The organism is Acinetobacter sp. G11 (genome assembly GCF_049808495.1).
In the GTDB taxonomy this organism is placed as follows: Bacteria; Pseudomonadota; Gammaproteobacteria; order Pseudomonadales; family Moraxellaceae; genus Acinetobacter; species Acinetobacter kookii.
Genome location: NZ_JBNCAT010000001.1, coordinates 1 through 26821 on the forward strand (window position 1 = coordinate 1; position 26821 = coordinate 26821).

Annotated in this window: 30 protein-coding genes and 1 rRNA gene; 10 read left to right on the plus strand and 21 right to left on the minus strand. The window is 43.5% G+C overall.

Annotated elements, in window-relative coordinates; genetic code table 11:
• Window positions 1-104 (plus strand): 5S ribosomal RNA (gene rrf, locus ACPUEY_RS00005); the annotation flags it as partial.
• A 176-nt stretch (window positions 105-280) separates the two neighbouring features.
• On the opposite strand, the gene ACPUEY_RS00010 is transcribed toward rrf, so the two are convergent.
• The 5 genes from ACPUEY_RS00010 to rplM form a co-directional block, all read right to left on the minus strand.
• Window positions 281-937 (minus strand): hypothetical protein, encoded by a 657-nt coding sequence (locus ACPUEY_RS00010; RefSeq protein ID WP_425120691.1) that lies wholly within the window; start codon window positions 935-937, stop codon window positions 281-283.
• A gap of 19 nt (window positions 938-956) precedes the next feature.
• A complete protein-coding gene (locus tag ACPUEY_RS00015; RefSeq protein ID WP_425120692.1) occupies window positions 957-1388 on the minus strand; it encodes a ClpXP protease specificity-enhancing factor in 432 nt (143 codons plus the stop codon).
• Between the two features lie 12 nt (window positions 1389-1400).
• The gene (locus tag ACPUEY_RS00020) at window positions 1401-2051 is read right to left on the minus strand and encodes a glutathione S-transferase N-terminal domain-containing protein (protein WP_425120693.1); all 651 of its coding nucleotides are present in this window, start codon (window positions 2049-2051) and stop codon (window positions 1401-1403) included.
• Between the two features lie 333 nt (window positions 2052-2384).
• On the minus strand, window positions 2385-2771 hold the full coding sequence (gene rpsI, locus ACPUEY_RS00025) for a 30S ribosomal protein S9 (RefSeq protein WP_034588505.1): 387 nt from the start codon (window positions 2769-2771) through the stop codon (window positions 2385-2387).
• 12 nt (window positions 2772-2783) lie between these two features.
• The gene (gene rplM, locus ACPUEY_RS00030; RefSeq protein WP_004811299.1) at window positions 2784-3212 is read right to left on the minus strand and encodes a 50S ribosomal protein L13; all 429 of its coding nucleotides are present in this window, start codon (window positions 3210-3212) and stop codon (window positions 2784-2786) included.
• 491 nt (window positions 3213-3703) lie between these two features.
• Between rplM and pdxA the strand changes: the two genes are divergently transcribed.
• Genes pdxA through ACPUEY_RS00045 form a run of 3 tightly spaced genes read left to right on the plus strand, consistent with a single transcriptional unit; the run spans window position 3704 to window position 6376 of the window.
• Window positions 3704-4672, plus strand: a complete 969-nt coding sequence (pdxA, locus tag ACPUEY_RS00035) for a 4-hydroxythreonine-4-phosphate dehydrogenase PdxA (RefSeq protein WP_425120694.1) — start codon at window positions 3704-3706, stop codon at window positions 4670-4672.
• A 30-nt stretch (window positions 4673-4702) separates the two neighbouring features.
• Window positions 4703-5515 carry a 16S rRNA (adenine(1518)-N(6)/adenine(1519)-N(6))-dimethyltransferase RsmA gene (gene rsmA, locus ACPUEY_RS00040; protein WP_131272691.1) on the plus strand — a complete coding sequence of 271 codons (813 nt, stop codon included), beginning with the start codon at window positions 4703-4705 and terminating at the stop codon, window positions 5513-5515.
• Between the two features lie 15 nt (window positions 5516-5530).
• On the plus strand, window positions 5531-6376 hold the full coding sequence (locus ACPUEY_RS00045) for a symmetrical bis(5'-nucleosyl)-tetraphosphatase (protein WP_425120791.1): 846 nt from the start codon (window positions 5531-5533) through the stop codon (window positions 6374-6376).
• A gap of 49 nt (window positions 6377-6425) precedes the next feature.
• Here ACPUEY_RS00045 and ACPUEY_RS00050 read toward each other — a convergent pair whose 3' ends face one another.
• The 8 genes from ACPUEY_RS00050 to hflX form a co-directional block, all read right to left on the minus strand.
• Complete coding sequence (locus ACPUEY_RS00050) at window positions 6426-6875, minus strand: DUF2147 domain-containing protein (RefSeq protein ID WP_425120696.1); 450 nt, start codon at window positions 6873-6875, stop codon at window positions 6426-6428.
• Window positions 6876-7033: 158 nt separating this feature from the next.
• On the minus strand, window positions 7034-7483 hold the full coding sequence (locus ACPUEY_RS00055) for a DUF2147 domain-containing protein (RefSeq protein ID WP_425120697.1): 450 nt from the start codon (window positions 7481-7483) through the stop codon (window positions 7034-7036).
• Window positions 7484-7646: 163 nt separating this feature from the next.
• Window positions 7647-8096 carry a DUF2147 domain-containing protein gene (locus ACPUEY_RS00060; RefSeq protein ID WP_425120698.1) on the minus strand — a complete coding sequence of 150 codons (450 nt, stop codon included), beginning with the start codon at window positions 8094-8096 and terminating at the stop codon, window positions 7647-7649.
• Between the two features lie 150 nt (window positions 8097-8246).
• Window positions 8247-8693 (minus strand): DUF2147 domain-containing protein, encoded by a 447-nt coding sequence (locus ACPUEY_RS00065; protein WP_425120699.1) that lies wholly within the window; start codon window positions 8691-8693, stop codon window positions 8247-8249.
• A 162-nt stretch (window positions 8694-8855) separates the two neighbouring features.
• Entirely contained in the window at window positions 8856-9302 is a 447-nt protein-coding gene (locus ACPUEY_RS00070) for a DUF2147 domain-containing protein (RefSeq protein ID WP_092820424.1), read from the minus strand.
• 91 nt (window positions 9303-9393) lie between these two features.
• Complete coding sequence (locus ACPUEY_RS00075; RefSeq protein ID WP_425120700.1) at window positions 9394-10068, minus strand: LrgB family protein; 675 nt, start codon at window positions 10066-10068, stop codon at window positions 9394-9396.
• A 9-nt stretch (window positions 10069-10077) separates the two neighbouring features.
• The gene (locus ACPUEY_RS00080) at window positions 10078-10449 is read right to left on the minus strand and encodes a hypothetical protein (RefSeq protein WP_131272688.1); all 372 of its coding nucleotides are present in this window, start codon (window positions 10447-10449) and stop codon (window positions 10078-10080) included.
• A gap of 43 nt (window positions 10450-10492) precedes the next feature.
• On the minus strand, window positions 10493-11824 hold the full coding sequence (hflX, locus tag ACPUEY_RS00085; protein ID WP_092820421.1) for a ribosome rescue GTPase HflX: 1332 nt from the start codon (window positions 11822-11824) through the stop codon (window positions 10493-10495).
• A 380-nt stretch (window positions 11825-12204) separates the two neighbouring features.
• On the opposite strand from hflX, the gene ACPUEY_RS00090 reads away from it, so the two are divergent.
• On the plus strand, window positions 12205-13038 hold the full coding sequence (locus tag ACPUEY_RS00090) for a lysophospholipid acyltransferase family protein (protein WP_425120701.1): 834 nt from the start codon (window positions 12205-12207) through the stop codon (window positions 13036-13038).
• Window positions 13039-13042: 4 nt separating this feature from the next.
• Here ACPUEY_RS00090 and ACPUEY_RS00095 read toward each other — a convergent pair whose 3' ends face one another.
• Window positions 13043-14677 carry a phospholipase D family protein gene (locus tag ACPUEY_RS00095; protein ID WP_092820419.1) on the minus strand — a complete coding sequence of 545 codons (1635 nt, stop codon included), beginning with the start codon at window positions 14675-14677 and terminating at the stop codon, window positions 13043-13045.
• A gap of 111 nt (window positions 14678-14788) precedes the next feature.
• On the opposite strand from ACPUEY_RS00095, the gene ACPUEY_RS00100 reads away from it, so the two are divergent.
• Window positions 14789-15799 (plus strand): metallophosphoesterase, encoded by a 1011-nt coding sequence (locus ACPUEY_RS00100; RefSeq protein WP_131272684.1) that lies wholly within the window; start codon window positions 14789-14791, stop codon window positions 15797-15799.
• A 79-nt stretch (window positions 15800-15878) separates the two neighbouring features.
• Window positions 15879-16223, plus strand: coding sequence for a hypothetical protein (locus tag ACPUEY_RS00105; RefSeq protein WP_261183377.1), 345 nt, complete (start codon window positions 15879-15881; stop codon window positions 16221-16223).
• A 51-nt stretch (window positions 16224-16274) separates the two neighbouring features.
• Here the strand turns inward: ACPUEY_RS00105 and ACPUEY_RS00110 are convergent, their stop codons facing one another.
• Both ACPUEY_RS00110 and trhA read right to left on the minus strand, forming a co-directional pair.
• The gene (locus ACPUEY_RS00110; protein WP_092820416.1) at window positions 16275-17591 is read right to left on the minus strand and encodes an MFS transporter; all 1317 of its coding nucleotides are present in this window, start codon (window positions 17589-17591) and stop codon (window positions 16275-16277) included.
• Between the two features lie 143 nt (window positions 17592-17734).
• The gene (trhA, locus tag ACPUEY_RS00115; RefSeq protein ID WP_425120702.1) at window positions 17735-18376 is read right to left on the minus strand and encodes a PAQR family membrane homeostasis protein TrhA; all 642 of its coding nucleotides are present in this window, start codon (window positions 18374-18376) and stop codon (window positions 17735-17737) included.
• Window positions 18377-18478: 102 nt separating this feature from the next.
• Between trhA and ACPUEY_RS00120 the strand changes: the two genes are divergently transcribed.
• Complete coding sequence (locus ACPUEY_RS00120) at window positions 18479-19702, plus strand: class I SAM-dependent methyltransferase (protein WP_425120703.1); 1224 nt, start codon at window positions 18479-18481, stop codon at window positions 19700-19702.
• 9 nt (window positions 19703-19711) lie between these two features.
• Entirely contained in the window at window positions 19712-20134 is a 423-nt protein-coding gene (locus ACPUEY_RS00125; protein WP_425120704.1) for a GNAT family N-acetyltransferase, read from the plus strand.
• A gap of 20 nt (window positions 20135-20154) precedes the next feature.
• On the opposite strand, the gene ACPUEY_RS00130 is transcribed toward ACPUEY_RS00125, so the two are convergent.
• Window positions 20155-21066, minus strand: coding sequence for a LysR substrate-binding domain-containing protein (locus ACPUEY_RS00130; RefSeq protein ID WP_425120705.1), 912 nt, complete (start codon window positions 21064-21066; stop codon window positions 20155-20157).
• 100 nt (window positions 21067-21166) lie between these two features.
• Between ACPUEY_RS00130 and ACPUEY_RS00135 the strand changes: the two genes are divergently transcribed.
• A complete protein-coding gene (locus tag ACPUEY_RS00135) occupies window positions 21167-21796 on the plus strand; it encodes an NAD(P)H-dependent oxidoreductase (RefSeq protein ID WP_131272679.1) in 630 nt (209 codons plus the stop codon).
• Between the two features lie 53 nt (window positions 21797-21849).
• Here ACPUEY_RS00135 and ACPUEY_RS00140 read toward each other — a convergent pair whose 3' ends face one another.
• From ACPUEY_RS00140 to ACPUEY_RS00155, 4 genes are all read right to left on the minus strand, one after another.
• Window positions 21850-22122 (minus strand): DUF4199 domain-containing protein, encoded by a 273-nt coding sequence (locus tag ACPUEY_RS00140; protein ID WP_092820412.1) that lies wholly within the window; start codon window positions 22120-22122, stop codon window positions 21850-21852.
• 170 nt (window positions 22123-22292) lie between these two features.
• The gene (locus ACPUEY_RS00145; protein WP_425120706.1) at window positions 22293-24425 is read right to left on the minus strand and encodes a 3-hydroxyacyl-CoA dehydrogenase NAD-binding domain-containing protein; all 2133 of its coding nucleotides are present in this window, start codon (window positions 24423-24425) and stop codon (window positions 22293-22295) included.
• Between the two features lie 11 nt (window positions 24426-24436).
• On the minus strand, window positions 24437-25642 hold the full coding sequence (locus ACPUEY_RS00150; protein ID WP_092820410.1) for an acetyl-CoA C-acetyltransferase: 1206 nt from the start codon (window positions 25640-25642) through the stop codon (window positions 24437-24439).
• A 167-nt stretch (window positions 25643-25809) separates the two neighbouring features.
• Window positions 25810-26820 carry an AraC family transcriptional regulator gene (locus tag ACPUEY_RS00155; RefSeq protein ID WP_425120707.1) on the minus strand — a complete coding sequence of 337 codons (1011 nt, stop codon included), beginning with the start codon at window positions 26818-26820 and terminating at the stop codon, window positions 25810-25812.
• Window position 26821 lies beyond the last annotated feature (1 nt).

Below are 26821 nucleotides of genomic sequence, written 5' to 3' on the forward strand. Positions count from 1 at the left end.
TAGCAAGAGTGAACCACCTGATCCCTTCCCGAACTCAGAAGTGAAACCTCTTAGCGCTGATGGTAGTGTGGGATTACCCATGTGAGAGTAAGTCATCGCCAGCTCATTATTCTAAAAAGCCCCCTGCATAAGCAGGGGGCTTTTTTTATGTTTAACAAGACAATTTATAACTCTCAGTTTAATAGAGCTTTGCGGTGATTTTATTCAGAATACTTAAGCTGGTTATAAAAAAACTCGCCATTTTGGCGAGTTTTTTATTTGAATATCAACTTGAATGTTCTTAATTAAACATAGATGTTGCTGCGCTATATAAAATCCAAAGAATGACGATAGCTACAATAGGTTCAAATACTTTTGACCATGCTGGAACTGGGGCATTTACCACTTCATGGCTGATATTTGCTTCGTGATGTGGATATTGTTGGCTGACCATTTGATTAAACTCCTTCATTGTTGAGTCTAATGATATCTCTTCTTGCTCAATCGGTTTAGAGCCTTTTAACTCTGTTAGGTCGTTTGTTGACCAAACCCAATCGGAAGCCTGGCCAGATAAATGTTCAATCTGTCCTAAAATCAGTTCACGTAAGCCTATGATATTCAAATTTCCAATATCATTGAGTTGTTTTAATTCTGCCAATTGTAATTTTAATATTTCAGTTACTGTTGGCTCTAGTTCATTTTTAGGCAAAGGAGACTGATTTTTTGAAGATGTCGTGAGATGTCGTGCAATCTCTTGAATAAAAAGATCATCTGGCGAGGAAATTTCCTGATAAACTTTTTTATCATCGGTGCGCCAAAGTGAAATAAGTTTACCTAATACCAGTGCGTTAATTTCTAACAGATGAGTTTTTCGATCTTCTCTAGAATAGTGCTCGAGAAGCTGAGGCTTTTGATTGTTAATCTGCTCAGCAAAATATTGTACTAAATCAAAAGCCATTCACTTGCTCCATCTTATTTTAATCTAATAACCGTAGGCTCGGTTTTTTCTTAGGTTGTTCAGTTTCTTCTGAAGTTGTGGTTGATTCTAATGTATCTTCAGTAATTTGGGTACCTTCATATTCATTTGGATCAAAGAATAGACCTTGTCCATTTTCACGAGCATAAATACCCAGTACTGCATTTAAGGGTACATAGATGTCACGTGAAACGCCACCAAAACGCGCAGAGAAGGTGATTGCCTCATTACCCATATGTAACTTATGTACGGCATGTGGAATGATATTTAACACAATCTGACCGTCCTGAATGAATTGTTCCGGTACCATGGTATTAGGCTGAGTCGCATCAACCAATAAATATGGGGTCAGGTTATTGTCACAAATCCATTCATAAATAGCGCGTGCTAAATAAGGTCGGGTAGGGGTGAGATTCAATTCTTGTTCAGACATGATGTTGCTCGATTAATTTACTAAAAATTCGCTATAACGGTTTTTTTCCTGCATCGTTAAAGATTTGGCAAATGCAGGCCGGCTAAAAATTCGTTGACAATACAAGTGAATGGGACGGCAATGCTGTTTAGGTAGTTCGATACCCATGGCTTTTAACCGTATAAAAATAGGTGCCAGCATGCAATCTAAAATTGTAAAGTTTTCAGACATAAAAAAGGGAAAATGCTGAAATAATGGCGTGAGTGAAATAAGCGTATCTCTGAGCTGCTTTTGAGCTTTGGCTTTTTCTTTTTCATTCAGGGTGTCTGGATGACACAGCATAATATCCGCCAGTTTTAACCAATCTTGCTCAAAACGCCAGATATATTGCCGTTGCTCTGCTCGTGGCATCGGTGCATCGGCATAGAGTTTGTTTTGACGATAGCGGTCGTCCAGGTATTCGGAAATAATGCTGGAATTAAATAATTTTAAATCATTTTCAATCAGCATGGGGAGCTGATTATAGGGATTTAAACTGGCCAGATCTTCATCGTCTTCATCTACAAGAATTAGATTATATTTGATTTGCTTCTCTGCAAGTACATAGCGTATCCAGTGGGAGCGGAAATCATCCGCATGACTGTAAAGCGTAATTCCTTGTAGATGTGCATTTTCGATCGACATAATCCGAAACAGTGATAAATGAATGGAATAGGATACTAAAATTCAAGCTAAAAAGCACGAAGCATAAAAGCGCAATTGGGGTTAAGATAGAAAGATGATAAGAAAAAATAGCGAGAGGAAAACAAGATGCTAATCAAACTGGCGATGATTTCACTGTTTATTTTGATTGGTCTTGCGAACTATTATCTCACCAAATCTTTCTGGTGCCATGAAGGTGTGTGGGGTAAGGATGTGCATGAACAGTAGGATGAAAATATTCACCCAGATTAAAATTGAAGTGCCATAAAAAAACCCTGGATAATCCAGGGTTTTTTGTCCGATTCGGTAAACGAATTAACGTTTAGAGAATTGAGGACGTTTACGCGCTTTACGTAAACCAAGTTTCTTACGTTCAACTTCACGAGCATCACGAGTAACGAAACCAGCTTGACGAAGAGCAGGTTTTAAAGTTTCGTCAGCAGCGATCAATGCACGAGTAATACCGTGACGGATAGCGCCAGCTTGACCACCGATACCACCACCAGCAACAGTGATGTAAAGGTCATATTTTTCAGTAGCTTCTAAAAGCTCTAAAGGTTGACGAACAACCATACGAGCAGTTTCACGACCGAAATATTGCTCTAAAGAACGGTTGTTGATTACGAGTTTACCAGTACCAGCTGATAGGAAAACACGTGCAGTTGCGGTCTTACGGCGACCTGTACCATAGTTAGTAGCCATGTGCTGTATCCCTTAGATGTCCAAAACTTGTGGCTGTTGAGCAGTATGAGGATGCTCAGTACCAGCGTACACTTTCATTTTTTTGATCATTGCATAACCAAGAGGACCTTTTGGCAACATGCCTTTTACAGCGCGTTGGAAAATTTCTTCTGGTTTGTGAGCAACTAACTTCTCGAAGTTAGTTTCACGAATACCACCAGGGAAACCAGTATGGCGATAATATTTCTTATCAAGTGATTTTTTACCAGTCACTTGAACTTGTTCAGCATTGATCACAACGATGTAATCACCAGTGTCAACGTGAGGAGTATAAGAAGTTTTATGCTTACCGCGTAAACGACGAGCGATTTCAGTCGCAAGACGACCTAAAGTTTTGCCAGAAGCATCAACAACGTACCAGTCGTGTTGAACTTCAGCTGGCTTAGCGCTGAGAGTTTTCATTAAACCACTACCTATTATAGTTGGTTTGGACTATGGAAGCTGTCCAAACAAAAGGAGACCGAATTCTACCTGAAAGACAGGAGAACCACAATGAAAATATAAAATTTCAAGCGCTATATTTTAAAAGAAGACTGATGAAATTGGAAGTGTTGGGGAATCTAAAACGGATGGTCGGTAAATGAAGATCAAAATATTGGCTTTTGGTTCTGGAATTGTGAATCTTGCATGTTCTCTTGAAAAGCAATAGATACGATTTTATCGACTTGAGGATCTGTGCCATTCAGTGTTTTTGGTATTTTTAGCAAGCGATGATGAAAATTTACAATTTTGTTTTTATTGAAATATTAAAGTGAAAAATATCAGTGTATGGCTATTGATGAGTTGTTTTGTTGATTAAGGCAGTTGATCTATAAGTTGTTTTGCACAGCTTCAGCTTTCTTGTCCGGCATTCGCGTTATAATGTTGAACATTGAGCCCTATTTGGATGAATTATGCTTCCTTTATATGTCACGAGTGGTGAACCTGCTGGTATTGGTCCGGATATTTGTTTAAGTTTGGCCGATCGTGTTGATGAGCGTCCTCTTGTCATCTTGGCGGATATCCATCTATTAAAAAAACGTGCCGAATTATTAAAAAAAGAGATTGAACTGGTTGAATATCAAGGACAATTAGAATCTGCAGCTCAAGGACAGCTGTATGTGGAACATATTCCCTTAAATACTGAAGTGGTTTTGGGACAACTCAATGCAGAAAATTCTGCCTATGTATTAGAACAATTACGTCGTTCGGCAGACTATGCCATGTCGGGTAAAAGTGTCGGGGTAGCCACCGCACCCGTACAGAAATCCATTATCAATGAAGCGGGTATTCATTTTAGCGGGCATACTGAATATTATCAGGAATTTGCTGGTGTCGATCGCGTGGTGATGATGCTCGCTACCAGGACTTTAAGGGTGGCACTGGTGACCACGCATCTGGCTTTACGTGATGTGCCTGATGCGATCACGCCTGAACGCCTGCATCAGGTGATTGATATCTTAATCCACGATTTAAAAACCAAATTCAGGATTGATCATCCCCATATTCTGGTGTGCGGTTTAAATCCGCATGCAGGGGAAGATGGCTATTTGGGGATGGAAGAAATTGAGGTGATTAATCCTGTGCTGGAAACTTATCGTACTCAGGGCATCAACATGAGTTTAAGCTTACCTGCGGATACCTTATTTACTCCTGAAAATTTAAAAGATGCCGATGCCGTGCTGGCGATGTATCACGATCAGGGCTTACCTGTGTTAAAATCACAGGGTTTTGGTGAAGCCATCAATATTACTTTGGGCTTACCGTTTATCCGAACTTCTGTCGATCATGGCACAGCACTCTCCCTTGCAGGTACAGGTCTGGCAAAAAGCTCAAGCTTGCATGTGGCTGTGGATTTGGCGCTCCAACTTGCGCGTCAGTGATCTTGTCTTTATTACACGTTGGAAATGTTTATGTATCAGATTAATGCCTTAAACCCCAAAGATGAAGGGCATCACACGCGTAAGCGTTTTGGGCAAAACTTCTTACATGACCAACGTGTCATTGCCAAAATTGTCCGTTCAGTGAATCCACGTTCTGGCGATAACATTGTTGAAATTGGTCCGGGTCTTGCTGCATTGACTTCACCTTTAATTGGTGAATGTGATGCCTTAACTGTGGTTGAACTTGACCGTGACCTGGCGGCAGGCTTGCCAGGTCGTGTGCCACATCCTGAGCGTTTGACCATTGTTGAAACGGATGCCTTGAAATACGACTTTACTGAGTTATTTCAGGAAGGCCGTCCGCTACGTGTGGTGGGTAACCTGCCTTATAATATTTCAACACCGCTGCTGTTCCATCTCCTGGAATTTGGCGACAAAGTCAAAGACATGCACTTCATGCTGCAAAAGGAAGTGGTTGACCGTATTACTGCATCACCCAATACCAAAGAATATGGCCGTTTGTCGGTGATGATCCAGTATTACTGTAAACCGACTTTCCTGTTTGAAGTGCCACCAGGATCATTTAATCCTCCTCCAAAAGTGACGTCTGCGGTGTTCCGTCTAGAGCCGTACGATGTTAAACCGATTGTGGCAAAAAATGAAAAAGCCTTGGCGCGTCTGGTTTCACATGTCTTTACCCAGCGTCGTAAAACTTTGCGCAACAGTTTAAAAGGCATGCTGGTTGAAGAAGGATTTGAAAAAGCAGGTGTTGATCCGATGGCGCGTCCAGAAACTTTGACCTTGGCTCAATTTGTTGCATTAGCAGATCAAATGGTGGATTAAGTGGCAGATTCGAATATTCGATATAATTATGTGATTGGTGATGTTCAAGGCTGTTTTGAAGCCTTAAAAAGCTTGCTGAAAGAAATCAAGTTCGATCCGGATCAGGATTTTATCTGGTTTGCAGGCGATCTGGTGGCACGGGGTGAAAACTCGCTGGGTGCGCTGCGCTTTATTAAAAAACTGGTAGACCGTGGCGTGGCAGCGACAGTACTGGGCAATCATGATTTGACCCTGTTGGCATGTGCACGTGGTTTAAAAGAGCTGAAAGAAAAAGACAACACCCGCGATGTAATTGATGCGATTGATAGCGATGATTTAATTGACTGGTTGCGTAAACAGCCTTTATGCCTGTTCCCGAATGAGCAAACCATATTGACCCATGCCGGTATTCCTTGCCTTTGGTCAGCAGAACAAACTGCAGCATTGGCAAAAGAAATAGAAGCGGTCATTGCTCATGATGATTTTGCTGTGGTAGATGCTTTCCTGGCAGAAATGTACGGTACGGAACCCGATCTTTGGTCAGATGATTTGCAAGGCAATGCGCGCTTGCGTTGTATTACCAATTATTTGACCCGTATGCGTTTAACCAATGCAGAAGGGCGAATGGAATTCTGCTTTAAAGATTCTCTGGATGACCCGATGCCTGAAGGCTTTCAGCCCTGGTTTGACTTTGAGTCCAAAGCGGCCAAAACCCATCAAATTATCTTTGGACACTGGGCTGGATTACAAGGGAAAACCATTACGCCACAGATTCAGAATGTGGATGGGGGGTGTGTTTGGGGAAATCAACTGATTGCGTATCGATTGGAAGATAAAGAATTATTTAAGGTCGATAATCCGGTCATGTCATCCTCAAGCTAAGCCATAATGAAAAAGCCACATGATGTGGCTTTTTCATATTTAAACCTGCTTAGTCAAGTCTGATCCAGGTCTGGCTGCGTCCTAAGGTGGAAATACCCATATAAGCCCTTAAGGTTAAACGCTTGCCTGTTGCATTCAGTCTGATTTTGGCGTCATAAACTTTACCCGCTAGAGGATCTATAACACGGCCTTTTTCGTAGTTATTGGTTCCAGATACATGTTTTAAGCCCTTTAGAATTTCCATACCCAAAATTGGCTGATTGGTATAGGGTGCTGGACAATTATTACATGTCTCTCGTGGGGTATAACCTGGGCGAGGAGTAACTTTAATAATTTTCCCGGTAAATGTATTATTGTTTTCTTTATTAATTTTAATAATCGCTTTTGCAGCACCGGTCTTATCGTCAATTTGCTGCCATGTTCCAGAAATGTCTTGAGCGAAAACATTCCCACTGAAAAGTGTAGCAGCAAAAGCAGCCAGCAATAGATTCTTTTGCATATAAGACTCTCACTTAATCTTTCATTTTCTAATTAACGGATATATTAGATAGATAAAGTAATTAGTCAATATACTCTAGAGTCAAGCAAACAGTTTTAAGCCGATTTGGATAAAAAGCCACTATATTGTGGCTTTTTAATTAAAAACAGAGATTTGGATTAATCGACCCGTAACCAGGTTTGACTGCGACCCAATGCCGAGATACCGATATAACCACGTAGGGTGAGCCGTTTTCCATTGGCGTTCAGTCGAACTTTGGCATCATAAATTTTGCCGGCTAAAGGATCGATCACACGGCCTTTTTCATAGTTATTCGTACCTTCTACATGCTTTAACCCGGTGAGGACATCCATACCTAAAATCGGTTGATTGGTATAGGGTACCGGGCATTTGTTGCATGTCTTTTGAGGTGTATACCCTGGGCGAGGTGTCACTTTTACAATTTTACCCGTATAAATATCATTTGCATCTTTACGAATTTCAATAATTGCTTTAGGTGAACCGGTTTTATCATCAATTTGTTGCCATGTGCCCGATAGATCTTGTGCCAATAGATTTCCACTAAAAGCTAAACTGGCAAGAGCAGTAAGTAAGATATTTTTTTTCATTTAATTTCCTACGGTTGTGCTGAATAATTTTTTTAATCTATAAAAAACATATTAGGAGTGTTTATAAATTAGTCAATATAATGGGTCCTGAAAATGAAGAATAATGCGAACTATTTAAATATCAGTGAATAAAAAAGCCACATAGTGCGGCTTTTTGTCATATTCAGTCGCTCCTGATCCAGGTCTGAGTTCGCCCCAAAGCAGAAATTCCTACATAACCACGTAGAATAAGACGTTTACCGTTCGGGGTCATCCGTCCTTTCAAGCCATATATTTTCCCGGTTAAAGGGTCAAGTACACGACCATTTGCATAATTATTTCCATTGACCTGTTTTAAGCCTTTAAAAATTTCTAACCCTAGTATTGGCTGATTGGTATAAGGGGGTGGACATTGGAAACATGTTTCTCGGGGAGTATAGCCTGGGCGTGGCGTTACTTTGATAATTTTTCCGGCATAGGTTCCATCCGTTTGCTTTTGAATTTCAATCAGTGCTTTAGGTGAACCGGTTTTATCATCAATTTGTATCCATGTGCCAATGATGTCCTGAGCAAAAATTGAAAAACTGCTGAATAGTGCTACAAAAAATGTAGTGGTGATTGCTATTTTTTTCATAAGATTTCCTCATCTGTATAAGTCAGTCATCCTGAAGACTTATTTAAAGTGGGGGGAAGCAATACGAAATTGAGCAGTCTTTGGAATTAAGTTTTTAAGTGCTCATTCGTACCATGCTCCCCATCTATGCCGAGCTGTAATCTGCATCATTTAATCTTGTTTAATCCAGGTCTGGCTACGGCCAAGCGCAGACACACCGACATAACCGCGTAGAGTGAGACGTTTACCGTTCGGGCTTAACTTTGCTTTGCCGCTATAGATTTTACCGTTCAGCGGGTCAAGAACTTTGGCATTTACAAACTGATTATTCCCGGCAGGTTTCAAGCCGGTTAAAATATCTAATCCTAAGATGGGTTTGTCTGTATAGGGTGCTGGACAATTTACACAGGTTTCTTTTGGGGTATAACCCGGACGAGGAGTGACTTTTACAATTTTTGCCGTATAGGTTCCATTGCTTTCTTGACGCATTTCAAGAATCGCTTTTGATGAGCCTGTTTTATCGTCAATAGTTTTCCATGTTCCGCTAAGATCATTTGCCAATACATTCCCACTGAAAACTACACTAGCAAAAGCAGTAAATAATAGATTTTTCTTCATATTAACTCCTGGAAGTGTGGAAAATATTTTTTTTAATTTATATAAAGATATAGTTATCGTTTAAAAATTAGTCAACCCACTGTTTCATAAAAATGAAATATAATGTGAATTATTTAAATATCAGTGAAGAAAAAAGCCACATAGTGTGGCTTTTTGTCATATTTAGTCATTTCTAATCCAGGTCTGACTACGGCCTAATGCTGAAACCCCGACATAACCACGCAGGGTCAAGCGTTTACCATTTGGACTTAATTTCGCTTTCATGCTGTAGATATGTCCAGAGAGCGGATCAATAATTTTACCATTCGCATAGTTGGGTCCTTCTACGTGTTTTAAACCTTTCAAGACATCCATGCCTAGAATAGGCTGATTGGTATAAGGTGCCGGACATTTGACGCAAATTTCTTTGGGCGTATAGCCAGGACGCGGAGTGACTTTGACCACTTGTGCGGTATAAGTGCCATTATTTTCCTGACGAATTTCAAGAATGGCTTTTGATGAACCGGTTTTATCATCAATATTTTTCCACGTTCCTGTAAGGTCTTGAGCTAGGGCAAAACTCGCTAAAGTTGAGCATATTAATGCAATAGTAAGTTTCATCTTGACCATTTGAATGTTCCTTCATTCCACTAACAGTATTCTTGATACTAGGAGTATTTTTGACAGGCAACAATCATTATTAATGCAAATGACTGTTTGGTCACATTTTTTGTAAATACAGTATAAATGTAGGCAGCCATATGGCTGTAAATACAGCATTCACAGCCATGCCAAAAGCGGCATAGCGTCCTGCCACACTGCCTCTTTGCCATGCCTGTGCTGTTCCAATGGCATGCGCGGCCAGACCTAATGCCAGACCCGAAGCGCGTTCATCATTGATATGACGCAAGATCAATGGCGAAAAGGCAGCGCCAATCACTCCGGATAAAATCACAATCAGAATAACCATGCTTATAGGTGCATGTAACAGCGTGGCAATATTAATGGCGATTGGTGTAGTCACGGCACGTGTAGCAAAGGCCATAATGCTGGAGTCGGTCATATGCAATAAATAGGCAAGTCCCATCGGTAACGCGACTGCACTGATACTGGCAAACACCAGAATTCCGAGCATGGCTTTTAGCGGCAGATCATCATAACGCATGGCGGCTAGGGGAATGGCCAATGCAACGGTGACATAGCCCAAGAGGCGATTAAAAAGCGGATTGACCTGTGCCATATAAGATTCATAACGAATCCCGAATGACAACAGCAAGCCAATAATCAAAAACATGCCAATCACAATGACCGGAATTTGCGGCAGGCGTTTATTGATCGGTTTTGCGACCAGATAGGCGATCAGGGTAATGAAAAAACCGGAGAGTACTGCAAACATATAATTTCCCTATAACCAGCGCTTGGACATTTTTGCATAGATCCACAATGGAATCAGGGTGCTTACAAACATGACCAGCAGAAAAGCCGGCATTTCCCTGCCCATTTGAGTCAGCATAATCAGGGACCCTGCGCTAATGGGCAAAAAGGCAAAGGCACTTTCTTTCATGATCTTGTTATTGGTATCGACCAGGCGACTGGGTAATTTCCTGAAACTTCTCCAAATGAATAAAGTCGCCAATAGGCTGATCAAGCCCACTAGATTACCCAGCTCAGGATGGTGAAATTGTGTGGTTAACCATACTGCGCCTTCACGGAAACAGATGATTAATGCCAGGGTGCCAATCCAGGCTGGCCAGTCGATTGTTTTTATCCAGTCCATTTTTACCAACAATTATAATTACACTTGTCACGTTTTAACTGATTTATCTTTTTATTTCAAATTCCTCAAGCGGCCGTTTAAATTGTGCAGCCTTGTGCCCCAGAATTTCATCTATAGGTAAATGTGCCTGTTTAATCAGCTGTTCCAGCTTTTGTGGCGCCATAATCACATGCAAATGCAGATTACCTACATCATCATAATGTTCAGATTGAATGACATTCAAGGCATACAGTTGAGTACGTAATTTGCCATAGGCAGGCTTTAACTTCAGCTCGAAGCTTTGAATCTGGCCCATCAAACATTCTTGCACCGCTTGACGCAGCAGGTCTAAACCTTTGCCTGTGTGTGCGGATACATAGACCCGATCGGGCATGTGCGGTTTGGCATAGACAATTTTGGCATCTTCACCGCTGACATCAATTTTGTTGTAGACGCGCAGGACCGGCACATTGGCGCCAATTTCCTTGAGTACCGACTCTACCGCTTCAATCTGTTCCAGCATGTCTGGGCTGCTGGAATCAATCACATGCAGCAGCAAGGTGGCTTCCAGTGTTTCTTCCAGCGTTGCCTTAAAGGACTCGACTAAAGAATGCGAGAGATTACGCACGAAACCCACGGTATCTGCCAGAACCAAACGTCCAATTCCATCCCACTCCAGACGGCGCAGTGTAGGGTCCAAGGTTGCAAACAGCTGATCTGCCGCGTAAACATCGCTCTTGGCCAGAATATTAAACAGGGTGGATTTGCCGGCATTGGTATAACCGACTAAAGATACGGTCGGCACAGCGGCCTTTTGCCGTGCAACACGACCTTGCATGCGGGTTTGGCGAACTTTATCCAGTTTGGCTTTGAGTTGCCCCATGCGGATACGCAGTAAACGGCGGTCTGTTTCCAGCAAGGTTTCACCCGGGCCGCGTAAGCCAATCCCGCCTTTTTGACTGTCAAGATTGCTCCGGCTACGCACTAAACGCGAGGAAAGGTGCTGTAACTGTGCCAGTTCGACTTGCAATTTGCCTTCATAGGTCCGGGCACGTTGCGCAAAAATATCTAAAATCAGTTCGGTGCGGTCCACCACACGGCAAAGCATGATTTTTTCTAAATTACGCGCTTGAGCGGGTGTCAGCGAATGATCGAAAATAACCAGATTGGCTTCAAGGTCCTGTACTAGAGCAGCAATTTCTTCGGCCTTGCCAGAACCGATAAACAGTTTGGGATCGGGTTTAATACGTTGAGCACTAATATGTTCCAAAATTTCAGCACCGGCAGATTCTGCCAGTAAACGAAATTCTTCTGCATCAAGGTCATCTAATAGCTGTACCGATACACTCACTAAGATTGTTCGTTCACCACCCTGATGTTGCTCAAAATATTCCACTAACGATGATCTCTACTGCGTTAAAATTTCATTTTAGTTGAAAATGCACAGGCAGAGGGAAAAATAGCAAAAACTTAACAAAGCATCGTAACAAGATATTCAGTCCCGGGCGTGTTTTTATGAGCAGGGACTTCTAAAAAGCAGTGATTAAAAGCAGCAAATCACGGAGATGTATCCGAATCTTTTTTTTTTAATTTTTAGCACATTATTTCATCTCTTTATTTATGATAAAAATAAATGATTTATTGACTCAGTCTACTGGTTTTAAAAAGTGAATTGCTGATTTAAATTTTTATGATCAATGCAAGTTTAAAATGAACAGTATAGAATGACAGTAAATAAATGATTAAACGTTGTAGCTAATAATTAGTGATCCATCTATGACTCAATCCCCCCTAACTGAAAGTTCATCGTTAAATGGCTTGTCTAAATTTTTCTTATATAGCAAAAAGTTATTGGCTGGTTTAGCGGCAATTATTCAGGGATTTTATCTGGTTTTTCGCCATCGTTTATATAAAGACCCGAATAATCCCTGTAATACGCGTTATGTACAGCATTTCTGCCGCGAATTATGCAAAGTATTTAACCTTGAAATTCAGGTGCATGGGGTAATTCCACGCGAACCCGCGCTGTGGGTGAGCAATCATGTTTCCTGGCTGGATATTGCCGTTTTGGGTTCAGGGGCACGGGTGTTCTTTTTAGCCAAAGCGGAAATTGAAAAATGGCCGATTCTGGGCAAACTGGCCAAGGGCGGCGGTACCTTATTTATTAAGCGGGGTTCTGGTGATTCAATTAAAATTAAAGAGCAAATTACCAATTTTTTAAAACGCGATATTCCGGTGTTATTTTTTCCGGAAGCCACCACTTCGGATGGCAGTAAAATTAAAAAAATCTATGGCCGTATTTTAGGGGCTGCCATTGATGCCAATCGTCCGGTGCAAATTTGTTTGATTTGTTATGTGAATCAGGATGGGGAATTGGATACCATCGCGCCATTTGTTGGAGATCTTAGCTTTGCCGACCATGTCAAAAAAGTGCTGGAAATGCCCAAAGTTACTGCACATTTAATGGCATTGCCGGCAATTACTGTGCAAGGGCATACTATTGAAAGCTTGACTGAAGAAGTGCAAGCGCAAATGATTGAAGGTTTGGGGCGGTTACAGCAAAAAGTCCTGAAGGCGTCACCTGCAACACTTCTGTCCAAGCAGTCATGAAGGCTTACATAAAGCCTTCGACCGGTAACCAGGAAATGATTTTAACACCGGCTTTTTGCCACCATTTCATCTTGGGTTCTTTCTGATAAGTTTTGATGCTGCCATCATGACGTTTAATTTGCCAGTTGATTTTATTGTTGGCATTTAACACCAGTTTATAGGCATATTTAGACAGGTTCTGGTCCATGGTGGAATGAATCTGTTTCGCCAGGTTCGGGCTGTCCAGCAATACGCCAATTTCGGTATTTAAATAAGCGGAACGTGGGTCGAAATTAAAAGAACCAATAAATACCTGCTTCTCATCTATGGCCATCAGTTTGGCATGCAGGCTGGAACGGCTTAAACCTTTAATGCTGACTTTGGCTTTTTCTGCAATTTCCTGGGTATGGGCATTCAAGTTTTCGGTTTCCGGTGCAGACAGAAACTCGTAAAGCTGGACATTATTCTGAAGTAAATCCTTGCGGTATTTGCCATAAAAGGCATGCACCAACGCCACATCATTGGCTTTAAAGGAATTGGTGAGTACCCGCACATTGATATTGTTTTGAGCCAGCTCACTCAGCATCTTTTCGCCTTTTTTTTCCGGAACAAAATAAGCGGAAATAATATCGACACTGTGTTGGGGTTTTTCTAAACGGTTAATCAGCTGAAAATTCAGATGCTGTTCTTTTTTGGCCTTTGCGCGGATTTTACTCGGTGAATCACTGACCACTTCCGCTTTGACCCAGTCAAATTGAATGCTGTTATTGAGCCAGTTTTCAAAAGCATGTGATCGGGTGGCTAAATCGAGATAATTCTGCACGGTAATATTTTGCGAATGTTCCTCGAGCTGTTTTTTCAGGCTGTCAAAACGCAAGGAATAATGGTTTGGATTGACAATTTGCTTGACTGGAAAAGCATAATCGTCATTCCAGTATTCATCAAAAGAATGAATAATTTCATCCGATGCAGCACCAACCAGCATCACGTCGACATCGGAAAACTGATAATTGTCACTGACGTTATAATACTGGTTACTCATATTGCGACCACCAATTAATGCAATCTGGTTGTCTGCAATAAAGCTTTTGTTATGCATGCGACGGTTGATCCGTTTTAAATCCAGCACCATGTCCATGGCACGGTAATGTCTAAAACGGTAAGGATTATACAGACGCACATCAATATTCTGATGCTGATCGAGGGCCAGATAAATGCCTTCCATCTTTTTGGCATTGTTGTCATCCATCAATAAGCGGACCTTTACGCCCCGGTCCGCTGCTTGAATGATAGAGTGCAGGGCCAACGCACCAATTTTATCGTTGTCCCAAATGTAGTATTGTAAATCTAAAGTTTTTTCTGCTTTATCAATTAAATGGATACGTGCTGCCAATGCCTCAAGCGGGTCGTACAGAACATGATAGCCGGTCAGGTTGGGGTTTTGTTCCCTCAAGGGCAAAATGATTTTAGCCAGGGAGGTCTGTTCGGTTTTGGTGTCAAATGAATATTCAACTGGCTGCGGTATTTGTTTGGGAAGGGTGGAACATGCCGGAATCCCCAGCAGCAGACTGCAACTTAATAATACAGTGGTTTTATAGCTGGCTGTGCCAGGTGATTGACCGCTGTGTAAGTGTGTGTGCTGATGAGAAGATCGCGTCATAAGGTGTAAACAATACCAAAAATTGGTTTGAGTATAATTGTGAGCTGTGAAAAGATAAATATCGTAATAGATGAATGATGTAATATCAGCGTCAAGATTAGAGAAGATAATATGTGGGATTCACACTCAGTCATTTTTTATTTTTACTTGTGTTTTGCAGTACTTGGCATATGGGGTATTGCGCAGGCCTGGCTGAGCCAAACCCGAACAGAAACCATTCATCCCTTTAAGGCATTTGTACATTTATTGGCCTTTTACTTATCCTATTTACTGTTTCCGCTGTTTTTCTTTAGTTTATATGCCGGCTGGAGTGGCTATTACTCTATTCACCAGGCGGTATTTATTTTCTTGCTGAGCTGCGTGCTGATTTATGCCCGTTTTATCGAGCCTCAGCATGTCATGGTTAAAACCCTGCAATACCAGCTCAATCCGGAACAAAACCTGCAAAGCCCCGTCAAAATTGCCTTGATTGCCGATTTACATATCGGACTGTTTTCCGGGCATGAACGCCAGCTGAAAATTATTGTCGATAAAATTAATCAGCAGAATCCCGACCTGGTGGTGGTCGCAGGGGACTGGACCTATGAACCGGAAAACAAACTGGCAGATGAACTGGCCATTTTACAAAATATCAATGCGCCGGTGTATTCGGTGAACGGCAATCATGACGAACAGTATCCCGGACCGCCGATTCTACAATTATTGCAACATGCGCTTAAAGTGAATAACGTGATTGATATCGAAGGTCAAATTGTTGAATTTGATGAATTCAGGTTGCTGGGCGTGGGCGATTTATGGGCCGGAAAAACCGATATGCGTTATATGCCGGATTTGCCGCAAGACAAACCCTGGGTAATTTTGTCGCATAACCCGGATACGGTGGATATGGTACCGCAATTGCCGACACGCCCTCTTATGCTGTCGGGGCATACTCATGGCGGACAGGTGGAACTGCCTTGGCTGACCAATTACATCATGAAAAAAGTCTCCATTCTTGGACATAAAAAAGGGTTGTACCAACATGAAAATGCAGATGTTTTTGTGACTGTAGGCACAGGAATGGTGGGTGTGCCTTTTCGTTTTCGGGTACCGCCGACCATTGATATTATTGAGCTGATTTAAGGCTCAATAATGGGTTGTCCTATATGTGACATGCGATAAAATAATAAGCATTGAATAAAACAAGAATGAGGAGAGGCCGATGTCTTTTTCGCAGGAAGTGGGACAGTTTTTTGATTTAACTGCTGCGCAATCGTCACAGCTGGAAATGGGCCTGCTCGCTTTGCAACAGGCTTTTTTGCAAGCCGAAAGCGATGTGGTCAATACACCCGCATTTGCCAGCAGGTTTTATCAAAAGTTTCAGCAACTGATTGGTGATTTTGGCTTTAATGACAGTACTGTGGAAGCTTTGCTGGATCATTTATATGGAACGGAAACCTACCGTCAGCTGGTCACTTGGATTGTTTCGAGTTACTACAATGCGGGGGGAGAACGAAGCAGGTTTGAAGAAATCTATCAACAGATTTTAAGCGATGAGCAGGTTTAAATTATAAAAAAACCAGCGTGGATAACGCTGGTTTTTTATGTCTGGATGAAATTAAACCTGGTTGTTTACATCTTCATTTTTGGTTTCACGAATGGCCAGGAAGGCAAGCAGTGAAAGAAGAGAGGCGGCGGTTAAATAATAACCTACGGCATATAAACCATATGTCGTTGCAAGCTTGGTTGCAATAAGGGGTGCAAAAGACGCCCCAAAAATACCGGCAAGGTTAAAGGTTAATGCCGAACCGGTATAACGAACTGAAGTCGGGAAAATTTCAGACAGTACCGTACCAATCGGGCCATAGGTTAAGCCCATGATCGCCAGACCAATACATAAGAACAGGAAGACGACAATCGTACTGCCAGATTCAAGCATGCTTGAGAACACCAGGCCAAACAAGGCTGAAACGATACATACGCCAATTGAAGTGGCTTTACGACCAAATTTTTCCGCAAACACGGCAGAAAGTGGAATGAATGCAGCAAAGCATAAAGTGGCAACCAGTTGCAGTTCCAGAAATTCAGAACGTGTGTAACCAAGCTTGGTGGTTCCCCAGTTTAAGGCAAATACCGTGGTGAGGTAGAACACCACAAAGGTACAGATGGCAGCGATGGTACCGAGAATCAGCATGCCCCAGTGTTTGGTCAACACTTCTTTGAACGGAATATTTACTTCTTTCTGCTTATCCAATACTTTCTGGAAGGCGGGTGTCTCATGCAGTTTCAGGCGAATCCATAAACCCACAATCACCAGTAACGCACTTGAAATAAACGGGATACGCCAGCCCCATTGCATAAAGTCCTGTTCCGACATCAATGCGCCAAGGGTAATAAACGAACCTGTCGCCAGGATAAAGCCGATTGGTGCCCCAAGTTGCGGGAACATGCCGTACCAGGCACGTTTACCTTCAGGTGCATTTTCAGTTGCAAGAAGAACCGCGCCACTCCATTCACCGCCTAAGCCCAGACCTTGACCTAAACGGCAAAGAGCAAGCAATAGCGGTGCAACAAGACCCACTTGAGCATAAGTCGGCAATAAACCGATACATACGGTCGAAATACCCATGGTCAGCAAGGCTGCGACCAGGGTTGCCTTACGGCCAATCCGGTCACCCAAATGTCCAAACAGGGCAGCACCAATCGGACGCGCAATAAAGGCAATCGCAAAGGTGGCTAAAGACTGAATGGTTGCCGTGGTGGGATCTGTGCTGGCTGGAAAGAACAGATGTGGAAAAATAATGACTGCTGCCGTTGCGTAAATATAAAAATCGAAAAACTCGATTGTTGTACCGACAAGACTTGCAGTAAGAACGCGGAATTTTGAATTGGTTGCGGCTTCTTCTGAAGCAGCAATAGAATCTGATGACGCCATGGATGACCTTACACTTACTAAAAATAAAAAAACTTAATTTTAAAAGCGTAATCTTTTTAAAAAAGGCGTAATTTTTTAAAAAAACAACGAAGAATCTTCTCTACTCAACTCGCTCAGGGTCACTGAAATGAAGAATGAGAGGATTAAATCACGTAAAGATAGATAGACAGAAAATGTGATCCTGCACCGATCAATACAAAAATATGCCAGATAGCGTGCGTGTATCTTACCTTTTTTAGCGCATAAAACAATGCACCCATGGTGTAAGCAAGCCCGCCAACGATCAGATAGGTTAAGGCTGGGGTACTTAAAAAGTGTTGCATATCATCCATAACCAGTAAAGCCAGCCACCCCATGACCAAATAGGCGATGAGTGAAATTTTCTGGAAACGATGAATGAGAACCAATTTGAATAGTGTGCCAATGGCGGCAATCAGCCAAAGGGCGATTAATAAATATTGTGCCTTGGCTGTAGGAATGGCAATGGACAGGAACGGGGTATAGGTTCCTGCAATCAGGTAATAAATGGCAGTATGGTCCAGTTTTTTGTACCAGCCACGACGTTGTGGCGATTCGGCATAATGGTACAGGCTGGATGCAGAAAAAAGTAAAATCATGCTGAGTGCATACACGCACAGTCCAATAAATTGTCCGAGCGGTAAATCACTGCCTTTGATCAGCATAAAAATACTGGCAATAAGCGCTAGGAGTGCGCCAAATGCATGACTGATCGCATTGATTTTTTCTTCATGGGGATCGTAAGCCTGCAGCTGGGAAGTTGTCATTATTTATTTTCTATAATTAAAAATACACTTGTATAGTAATGCAGTTTTACCTTTAAAGTAAGAAGTTTTAAACTGATGGCTTAATTTATTCGAGTGATGTATATGTCTCAACCGGCTTCTCCTTTTATTCAGGAACAAAAATTCTTAGACGCTTTTCAGCAAGCCATTGAAACACATAGTTTTGATCGAATGATTATTAGCCAGTATAAAGGTGAGCTGGAGCATTTGGAGAAAATGACCTTGCGAGTCATTTCACTGCAAAACCAGCCAGTGCTCAGTTGTCTGTACCGTTACAAGACTCAGGATGTCACTAAAAATTATCCTTTGGCAGAAGCGGTGCCCGTGGTGCAGTCATTGTTGGCGCAATCGAAGCAGGCCAATCTGTTTACTGCGGGCGAAGAACTGCAACTGAAAAAGAACAAGAAAAAAGCCATGCTGAGCAGCAGTAAAAAGGCCGGTACACCAGTGAATCCTGCTGAGACCCAGCAAGGCCATGACCGTGCCAAGCATCGCTATGTCGATCAGGACAGCTATTTTTTACAACCGCTCGGCATTACCGACCATAACGCGCAGATTATTCCGAGCATGGCACGAAAATGGAAGCAGATTAATAAATTTGTCGAAATTTTCTCAGGTGCTCTGGATCAAATTCAGCAACACGATCATGCACTGCGTGTGGTGGATTTTGGTTCAGGCAAAGGCTATCTGACTTTTGCCTTATATGATTATCTGGCCAAACACGGGCAGACGCCTTTTGTCACCGGGGTCGAGCTGAATCCGAAAATGGTGGAGTTTTGTCAGGACGTTGCGCAGCGTTCCGATTTTCAGCAACTGGATTTTTTCCAGGGCGATGTCCGTACCTATCAGCCGGAACATCTCGATGTCATGATTGCGCTGCATGCTTGTGATGTGGCAACCGACTTTGCCATTCATACCGGGATTCGCTTAAATGCACAAATGATCATGTGCGCGCCGTGCTGTCATAAAGAACTGCGTCCACAGCTTAAAAGCCCTGAAGTGCTGAAACCGATGTTACAATTTGGCATTCATGCCGGACAGCAGGCTGAAATGCTGACCGATACCATTCGCGCTTTATTGCTCAAAGCCTATGGCTATGAAACCAAGGTGTTTGAGTTTGTGGCGCTGGAACATACCAGTAAAAACAAGATGATTCTGGCCACCAAACGCAAAGATTATCGTGAGCCTGACCCACAGGTTTTGGCCCAGATTCAGGCCTTAAAACAGATGTATGGCATTCAAAAGCATTCTCTGGAATTGTTGCTAAATGATCAGTGGGATCAGCAGGATATTGGCTGTAAGTGCTGAGGAATGAAAATGAGCCAATTTAAGATTGTTTCGGGATCATGGGCTGCCTTGCAGCAGGAGATTAAGCCGATTCGAGAAGCGGTGTTTATTCAGGAACAGCAGATTGCCCCGGAAGATGAATGGGATGCAGAAGACACTGTGTCATTGCAATTTGCAGTTTATGATCAGCATCAGCCCATTGCGACTGCACGATTATTGCAAAATAACAGCATTGGCCGTGTAGCGGTATTGAAGTCACATCGCGGTTTGGGCATTGGCAAATTACTGATGCAAGCCATTATCGAGCAAGCGAAATCCGAACAGCGTAAATTTTTAAAGCTGTCATCGCAAGTGCATGCCATTCAGTTTTATGCAGGTTTGGGTTTTCAGGTGCAGGGCGAGGAATACCTGGACTGTGGCATTCCACATATTGATATGTATTTGAAACTTTAATCATCTGCTGATTACAGTAGTTAAGCATCAGTCAGATGCTGCTGTAGTGATTGGGCGATCAGATCAATGGTGATACGGATGCGTAAGGGCAAAAAATGAGACTGTTTCCAGACGATTTGAATGGGATAGTCGGCACTTGAATGATCTGCAAGCAAGTGCTTCAACCGTCCTGATTGCAGATAAGGCTGAATCAGCCACGATGGAAGCCAGCTAATTCCACCACCCATTAAAGTGTAGTCTAAAATAGCCTGCATATCGTCCATCTGGATGTTGCCATTTGGCCTGTATTTTATGGTTTTCAGATTTGGGTCTTTAAATTGCCAAGCTTGCATTTGACCTGATTTCGCATAGCGAATCAGATGTTGCTGTTCTAAGTCCGTGAGCGATGACGGGGTGCCATGCTGTTCTAAATAATGTGGTGTGGCGCAAAGCCACATTGCATGTTGGCCAATCTTTTTTGCAATCAGCTGACTGCTGTCTTCCAGATGGCCAATTCGAATAGCAAGATCAAAATTATCTTCAATTAAATCGACCCGCCGATCATTAAAAGACAGTTCTATATTTAATTCAGGATGTTGTTCGGACAAGGTTTTCAGTATCGGCACAATAAATTTTTGACCGAATAAAACAGGCATGGACAGGCGTAATGAGCCTCGAATATGTTGACTGCTGCTGTCCAGCAGATTTTCGGCGGTCAGCAGTTCCTGTACAGCACGCTGGCTGTATTCATAAAATACTGCACCTTCGTCGGTCAAGGTCACATGGCGGGTATTGCGGGTCAGCAGCACAGCGCCCATTTGCTGTTCCAGCTTGGCGACCATTTTACTGACGGCAGAACGGGTGAGATGCAATTTTTCAGCCGCTTGAGTAAAACTGCCTAATTCAACCACAGTCATAAAGGCATTCAGGCTTTTCAGATCCGTAAGGCGCATTTTTGTTTCCAGTATGGAATCAATGTGATGATTTATTATCGCTTTTGCATCTAATTTGGCAATGCTAATCTTGTGCTCAATGAACAGAGTGAGCCAGATCATGAGTCAAATTTTGGTGCTTAAATCCAGTTTTATGCAGAGTCAATCCATGAGCAATCAGCTGATAGATGCCTATTTACAGACGCGTCAGCAGCAGGGTTTTGAAGATCAGGTCATTGAACATGACTTGGCTGCGATGCATTTGCCGGTATTGGACTTGGAACTGTTTCAGGCCCTGCGAGGCGAGGTGAATGAAAAACCTGAGATTAAGCGCGCCGTTGCCTTGTCGGATCAATTTATTCAGGAACTTCAGCACTGTGATTTATTGCTGATTGCGGTGCCGATGTATAACTTGAATGTGCCGACTCAGTTGAAAAACTGGTTTGATTTGATTGCACGGGCACGTGTCACTTTTCAATATACTGAAACAGCACCTGTGGGATTAATTCAAGGGGTTAAAGCGGCTGTTTTCAGTTCAAGAGGCGGTATTCATCAAGGTTTGACAACCGATGCCGTCACACCTTATTTGACTGCTGTATTGGGGCTGGTCGGTATTGAGGATGTCGATTTTATTTATGCAGAAGGTACCGATCTGCAGCCGCAGGGTAAAGCCAAAGCAGTGCAGTCCGCCTTGGTGCAAATTGACCATTATTTAAAGGCTCAAAAAAGTGTACAAAACGCATCAATTTGAAATGACATTAAAAAAGCGGGTGATAAAGCCCGCTTTGATACGCCGATAATGCTTTAGTGACTGTGTGCACTTGATGCTTCGGCATGGTCTGTCATATGTGCATGTTCTTCTTCAGTCATATTCATTTCAGCGGCAGTAGGTTCGGCAGCCGAAGACTGCTGCTGGTGTGCAGTATGCGTTTGATTACGTTTTTGACTCGGCATATAGTCTGGTTCGTTGCTCACGGCCAGATAAAAGATGCCCATAAATAAAGCACCTAAAATACAAACAATAATAACGGCTTTCCAACCCCAAGGTGATTTTTCAGGAGAAGAGTTATTTGTCATGAGAGGTCTACCCACTGGATAAATAAAAAAATTTAAAACTTATGTAACTTTATAACATAAAAGCCGGCAAAAGCAGATGAGATTCTTTTGCTTAAAAAAGCATCGTACTCAAGCACAAAAAAAGAGAAGCATTTCGCTTCTCTTTTTTGCAAGATTTTACAGGAGAAGATTTAAATTTTTTCGCCTTGGGCAATCTTGTCTTTGAGCAATTGCGGCGCTTTAAAGCGGTCGCCGTATTTTGCTTGCAAGGTGTTGGCACGAAGCAGGGCTTTTTCTAAACCATATTGATTTAAAAATTGCAAAGCACCCCCGGTCCAAGGGGCAAAACCAATCCCGAAAATAGAGCCAACATTGCCATCAACCGTTGATTCCAGTACACCTTCTTCCAGGCAGCGCAAGGTATCCAGTGACTGCACAAACAGGAAGCGGTCAATCATTTCCTGTTCAGAAATCTCGGTATCTTGCTGCCATTTTTTCAGGCCATCCCAAAGCTGCTTTTTGCCGCCTTCCGGATAATCATAGAAGCCTGCACCGGCGGACTTGCCTTTACGGCCGAACTCATGAATCATGCTGTGAATCACGTCATCCGCAGCTGAGCGCGGCAGGTCTTTGCTTTCAGCCTGTAAAGCTTTTCGCGCTTCATTGGCGACATGTTCAGACAAGGTTAAAGAAACTTCATCCTGAATGGCCAGTGGACCCACTGGCATACCCGCTTTCAGCGCAGCCATTTCAATTCTTGCCGGATGCACACCTTCAGCCAATAAGCGCAGACCTTCCTGAACAAAGGTGCCAAACACACGGCTGGTAAAGAAACCACGGCTGTCATTCACCACAATCGGGGTTTTACCTATTTGCTGTACAAAGTCATAGGCTTTGGCTAAAGTCTCATTGGATGTATTTTTGCCCTTGATGATTTCAACCAGTTGCATTTTATCGACCGGACTAAAGAAATGCAGGCCAATAAAGTTCTGCTCATTTTTAGCAGCCTGAGCCAGTTCTGTAATGGGCAAGGTTGAGGTATTGGATGCCATTAGACCTCCATCGACCAGATAGTTTTCCGCTTCTTGCGTCACTTTGGCTTTCAGCTGGGGATTTTCAAATACCGCTTCAATGATCAGGTCACAACCTTGCAAGTCCGCAGCATCTGCGGTTGTCTGAATCAGGGCTAAAACCTGATCTCTTTTCTCGGCAGTTAAACGACCTTGCGATACTTTTTTATCCAGCAGTTTCTGGCTGTAGGCTTTGCCTTTTTCAGCCGCTTCAATTGACACATCTTTCAGCACTACGGCAATGCCTTTAGAGGCTGTAGCATAGGCAATGCCTGCGCCCATCATGCCGGCACCTAAAATGCCGACTTTAGAAGCTTTCCATTTGGCAATGTCTTTGGGACGGCTGGCACCGGATTTAATCGCATTCAGTCCATGCCAGAAAGTGCCGATCATGTTCTTGGAAATCTGACCGGTGGCGAGATAGGTAAAGTAACGTGATTCAATGGTCAGCGCAGTATCGACATCGACCTGAGCACCTTCTACCGCTGCCGCCATAATCGCTTCAGGTGCTGGGTAGCAGCCCTTGGTCTTGTCACGCAGCATGGCAGGCGCAATGGCCAGCATTTGTGCTACGGCAGGAGAGGACGGGGTTCCTCCTGGAATTTTATATCCCTTCACATCAAATGGTTGCATAGACTTCGGATTGGCTTTGACCCAGGCGATGGCTTTGTCTAAAAGCTCCTGTTCAGAACCGACTGTGTCGTGAATCAGCCCTAACGATCTGGCTTTTTCTACACCAAATTGCTTGCCTTCCATGAGTAGAGGAAAGGCATTTTGTAGCCCCAAGAGACGAACCATGCGCACAATACCGCCACCGCCAGGCAATAAACCCAGCGTCACTTCAGGCAGACCGAATTTGGCTTTAGGATCATTCAGGGCAATACGATGATGACAGCACAAAGCCAGTTCCCAACCGCCACCCAGTGCCGTGCCATTCAGGGCAGCGACCACAGGAATGCCACGGGTTTCGATATAACGCAGCTTGGCTTTCATGTCTTCAATCATGTTGAAGAATTCGGTGGCATGTTCAGGGGTGGCCTGAATCAGCTCATCCAGGTCGCCCCCGGCAAAGAAGGTTTTTTTGTTCGAGCGGAAAATGATGCCTGCAATGTTGTCATCGGCTTTTAATTTTTCTACAGTTTCGGTTAAAGCATCGCGGAAATCTGCATTCATGGTATTGGCAGACTGGTTTGGAGAATCTAAGGTCAAAATCACGATATTTTCGGCATTTTTTTCAAATTGAATTGCGCTCATTTTTGTTCTCCTTATACCAATTCAATAATGGTTGCGATGCCCATACCACCACCGACACACAGCGTTGCAAGACCACGTTTCTTGCCTTGGCGTTCCAGCTCATCCAGTAGTGTGCCCAAAATCATGGCACCGGTTGCACCCAGTGGATGTCCCATGGCAATTGCACCGCCGTTGACATTGACTTTGGCCGGATCAACCTTCAGTTCATTAATGAAACGCATCACCACAGCTGCAAAAGCTTCATTCACTTCAAACAGGTCGATATCATCAATGCTTAAACCGGCTTTTTCCAAAGCCTTACGTGCAGCCGGGGCAGGGCCGGTCAGCATGATGGTTGGATCAGTGCCTACAAGTGCCGTAGACAATACTTTGGCTCGTGGTTTTAAGCCCTGTTCCTGAACGGCTTTTTCGGATGCCACCAGCACGACAGCCGCACCATCAACAATGCCTGATGAATTTCCGGCATGATGCACATGATTGACTGCACCCACTTCCGGATATTTTTGCAGGGCAATAGCATCGAAACCCATCTGTCCCATCATGGCAAAACTTGGATTGAGTTTGCCTAGGCCTTCTGCTGTCGTGGTCGGTTTAATGAATTCGTCTTGGTCCAGAATCACCACACCGGCTTTATCTTTTATTGGGACCACTGATTTGCTGAAAAAACCGTTGGCTTGAGCTGCAGCGGCTTTCTTTTGTGAATCGGCAGCAAAGGCATCGACATCCGAACGTGTATAACCATCAATGGTGGCAATCAGGTCGGCACCAATGCCTTGCGGAATAAAGTCACAGGCCATATTGGTTTCAGGGTCGAGTGCCCAGGGACCGCCATCGGAACCCATCGGCACGCGCGACATGGATTCGACCCCACCGGCCACCACAATATCTTCCCAGCCCGAACGGACTTTTTGCGCAGCCAAGTTCACGGCTTCCAGGCCTGATGCACAGAAGCGGTTGATCTGTACTCCAGCCACATCATTGTCCCATCCGGCAGCAATGGCTGCGGTTTTGGCAATGTCGGCACCCTGGTCGCCAATCGGGGTAACACAGCCCAGGACAATATCATCCACCTTGGAAGTATCGAGTTGATGACGGTCTTTCAGTTCATTCAGCAAGGTGGTCAACAGGCTAATCGGTTTCACTTGATGCAGTGAACCGTCTTTTTTTCCTTTTCCGCGTGGTGTGCGAATGGCATCGATGATATAAGCCTCGCTCATGGCATTTCCCTTTTATGACTTTAAATTTTTTATACTTTTTTGAGTGTAATGATTAATTTTTGAAGTGCAATGATGAGAACGGGTCAGGTCAGATGATGTTTTTGGTCAATAAAAAAAGCCCAAGTCGGAACCTGGGCATAGAGAGAAACTGAAAAGACCGGTTGTGATCAGTGATAACCGTGCAACTGGCGATATAAACCTGGAGTTACCCCAGTCCATTTTTTAAAGGCACGGTGGAAAGTACTGGTTTCACTAAAGCCGACCTGCTGCGCGACATCTTCCAGGGTCAAGCCCGGATTCAGCAACAGGTGAATGGCGGCATCACGACGCAAGGCATCTTTCACGCCCTGATAGCTTTTGCCTTCCGCAGCCAGACGGCGACGCAAAGTTTGCGGAGAGAGGTACAACATTGAAGCGACATCGTTGAGTGTCGGCATTTCTTCGCCAATCTGGCTCTTTAACACTTCACGGATACGAGAAGTCAGCGAGTTGGTGTTTTTGAATTTAACCAGCAACTGTGCAGGCGCTGCTTTGAGGAATTCTTCCAGCGTATCTTCATTTTGACGAACCGGGAGATCAAGATAGTCCGCAGCAAAGGTAATTTCGGTACGTGGGGCATCGAATTGCATCACCGGTGCGAAGAACAGGGCATCATATTCATCGGCATGTGCAGGACGTGGATAGCCAAAATGAACGCGTTCGAGTGGCAGACGGCGTTCGATGAGCCAGGATGCCAGACCATGCCAGATCATCAGCATGCTTTCGGTAATGAAGTGATCGGGATCCATGCTTTGGGGAATAAGGGGAACCAGACGTGCTTCATGTTTGTCACGCTCTAAAATCACCGACCATTCATCGCCAAACAGTTTATAGAACTGGGAAGAAAGCTCCAGGGCATCTCCTAGCGTTTTCGCGTGAATAATCAACTGACACATAATGGCAAAAGTGCCCAAACGACGTGGCTGTATATCAAAGCCGAGATGTTCGTCCTGGGTCACCATCCAGAGCATCTGAATAAATCGGGTGTATTGTTCCGGAGAAATACGTGCTTTAGGCTGACGTAATAATTCCGCTTCAATGCCCACATGTGACAATAAAGTTTCGACATCCATGCCCAGACGTTTTGCGCCGGTTAGAGCCGCATTGACGAAGTGGATACTGATCGTATCGCGGCTCATA

Coding starts and splice junctions, on each gene's coding strand:
- ACPUEY_RS00155 (WP_425120707.1), bottom strand. CDS start 26,820: ATGAGCCGCGATACGATCAGTATCCACTTCGTCAATGCGGCTCTAACC.
- ACPUEY_RS00100 (WP_131272684.1), top strand. CDS start 14,789: ATGTGGGATTCACACTCAGTCATTTTTTATTTTTACTTGTGTTTTGCA.
- ACPUEY_RS00080 (WP_131272688.1), bottom strand. CDS start 10,449: ATGGACTGGATAAAAACAATCGACTGGCCAGCCTGGATTGGCACCCTG.
- ACPUEY_RS00110 (WP_092820416.1), bottom strand. CDS start 17,591: ATGGCGTCATCAGATTCTATTGCTGCTTCAGAAGAAGCCGCAACCAAT.
- ACPUEY_RS00020 (WP_425120693.1), bottom strand. CDS start 2,051: ATGTCGATCGAAAATGCACATCTACAAGGAATTACGCTTTACAGTCAT.
- ACPUEY_RS00130 (WP_425120705.1), bottom strand. CDS start 21,066: ATGCGCCTTACGGATCTGAAAAGCCTGAATGCCTTTATGACTGTGGTT.
- ACPUEY_RS00065 (WP_425120699.1), bottom strand. CDS start 8,693: ATGAAGAAAAATCTATTATTTACTGCTTTTGCTAGTGTAGTTTTCAGT.
- ACPUEY_RS00095 (WP_092820419.1), bottom strand. CDS start 14,677: ATGACGCGATCTTCTCATCAGCACACACACTTACACAGCGGTCAATCA.
- ACPUEY_RS00060 (WP_425120698.1), bottom strand. CDS start 8,096: ATGAAAAAAATAGCAATCACCACTACATTTTTTGTAGCACTATTCAGC.
- ACPUEY_RS00145 (WP_425120706.1), bottom strand. CDS start 24,425: ATGAGCGCAATTCAATTTGAAAAAAATGCCGAAAATATCGTGATTTTG.
- ACPUEY_RS00070 (WP_092820424.1), bottom strand. CDS start 9,302: ATGGTCAAGATGAAACTTACTATTGCATTAATATGCTCAACTTTAGCG.
- ACPUEY_RS00150 (WP_092820410.1), bottom strand. CDS start 25,642: ATGAGCGAGGCTTATATCATCGATGCCATTCGCACACCACGCGGAAAA.
- ACPUEY_RS00010 (WP_425120691.1), bottom strand. CDS start 937: ATGGCTTTTGATTTAGTACAATATTTTGCTGAGCAGATTAACAATCAA.
- ACPUEY_RS00105 (WP_261183377.1), top strand. CDS start 15,879: ATGTCTTTTTCGCAGGAAGTGGGACAGTTTTTTGATTTAACTGCTGCG.
- trhA (WP_425120702.1), bottom strand. CDS start 18,376: ATGACAACTTCCCAGCTGCAGGCTTACGATCCCCATGAAGAAAAAATC.
- ACPUEY_RS00055 (WP_425120697.1), bottom strand. CDS start 7,483: ATGAAAAAAAATATCTTACTTACTGCTCTTGCCAGTTTAGCTTTTAGT.
- ACPUEY_RS00140 (WP_092820412.1), bottom strand. CDS start 22,122: ATGACAAATAACTCTTCTCCTGAAAAATCACCTTGGGGTTGGAAAGCC.
- ACPUEY_RS00120 (WP_425120703.1), top strand. CDS start 18,479: ATGTCTCAACCGGCTTCTCCTTTTATTCAGGAACAAAAATTCTTAGAC.
- ACPUEY_RS00075 (WP_425120700.1), bottom strand. CDS start 10,068: ATGTTTGCAGTACTCTCCGGTTTTTTCATTACCCTGATCGCCTATCTG.
- ACPUEY_RS00125 (WP_425120704.1), top strand. CDS start 19,712: ATGAGCCAATTTAAGATTGTTTCGGGATCATGGGCTGCCTTGCAGCAG.
- rsmA (WP_131272691.1), top strand. CDS start 4,703: ATGTATCAGATTAATGCCTTAAACCCCAAAGATGAAGGGCATCACACG.
- ACPUEY_RS00090 (WP_425120701.1), top strand. CDS start 12,205: ATGACTCAATCCCCCCTAACTGAAAGTTCATCGTTAAATGGCTTGTCT.
- pdxA (WP_425120694.1), top strand. CDS start 3,704: ATGCTTCCTTTATATGTCACGAGTGGTGAACCTGCTGGTATTGGTCCG.
- ACPUEY_RS00050 (WP_425120696.1), bottom strand. CDS start 6,875: ATGCAAAAGAATCTATTGCTGGCTGCTTTTGCTGCTACACTTTTCAGT.
- rpsI (WP_034588505.1), bottom strand. CDS start 2,771: ATGGCTACTAACTATGGTACAGGTCGCCGTAAGACCGCAACTGCACGT.
- ACPUEY_RS00015 (WP_425120692.1), bottom strand. CDS start 1,388: ATGTCTGAACAAGAATTGAATCTCACCCCTACCCGACCTTATTTAGCA.
- rplM (WP_004811299.1), bottom strand. CDS start 3,212: ATGAAAACTCTCAGCGCTAAGCCAGCTGAAGTTCAACACGACTGGTAC.
- ACPUEY_RS00135 (WP_131272679.1), top strand. CDS start 21,167: ATGAGTCAAATTTTGGTGCTTAAATCCAGTTTTATGCAGAGTCAATCC.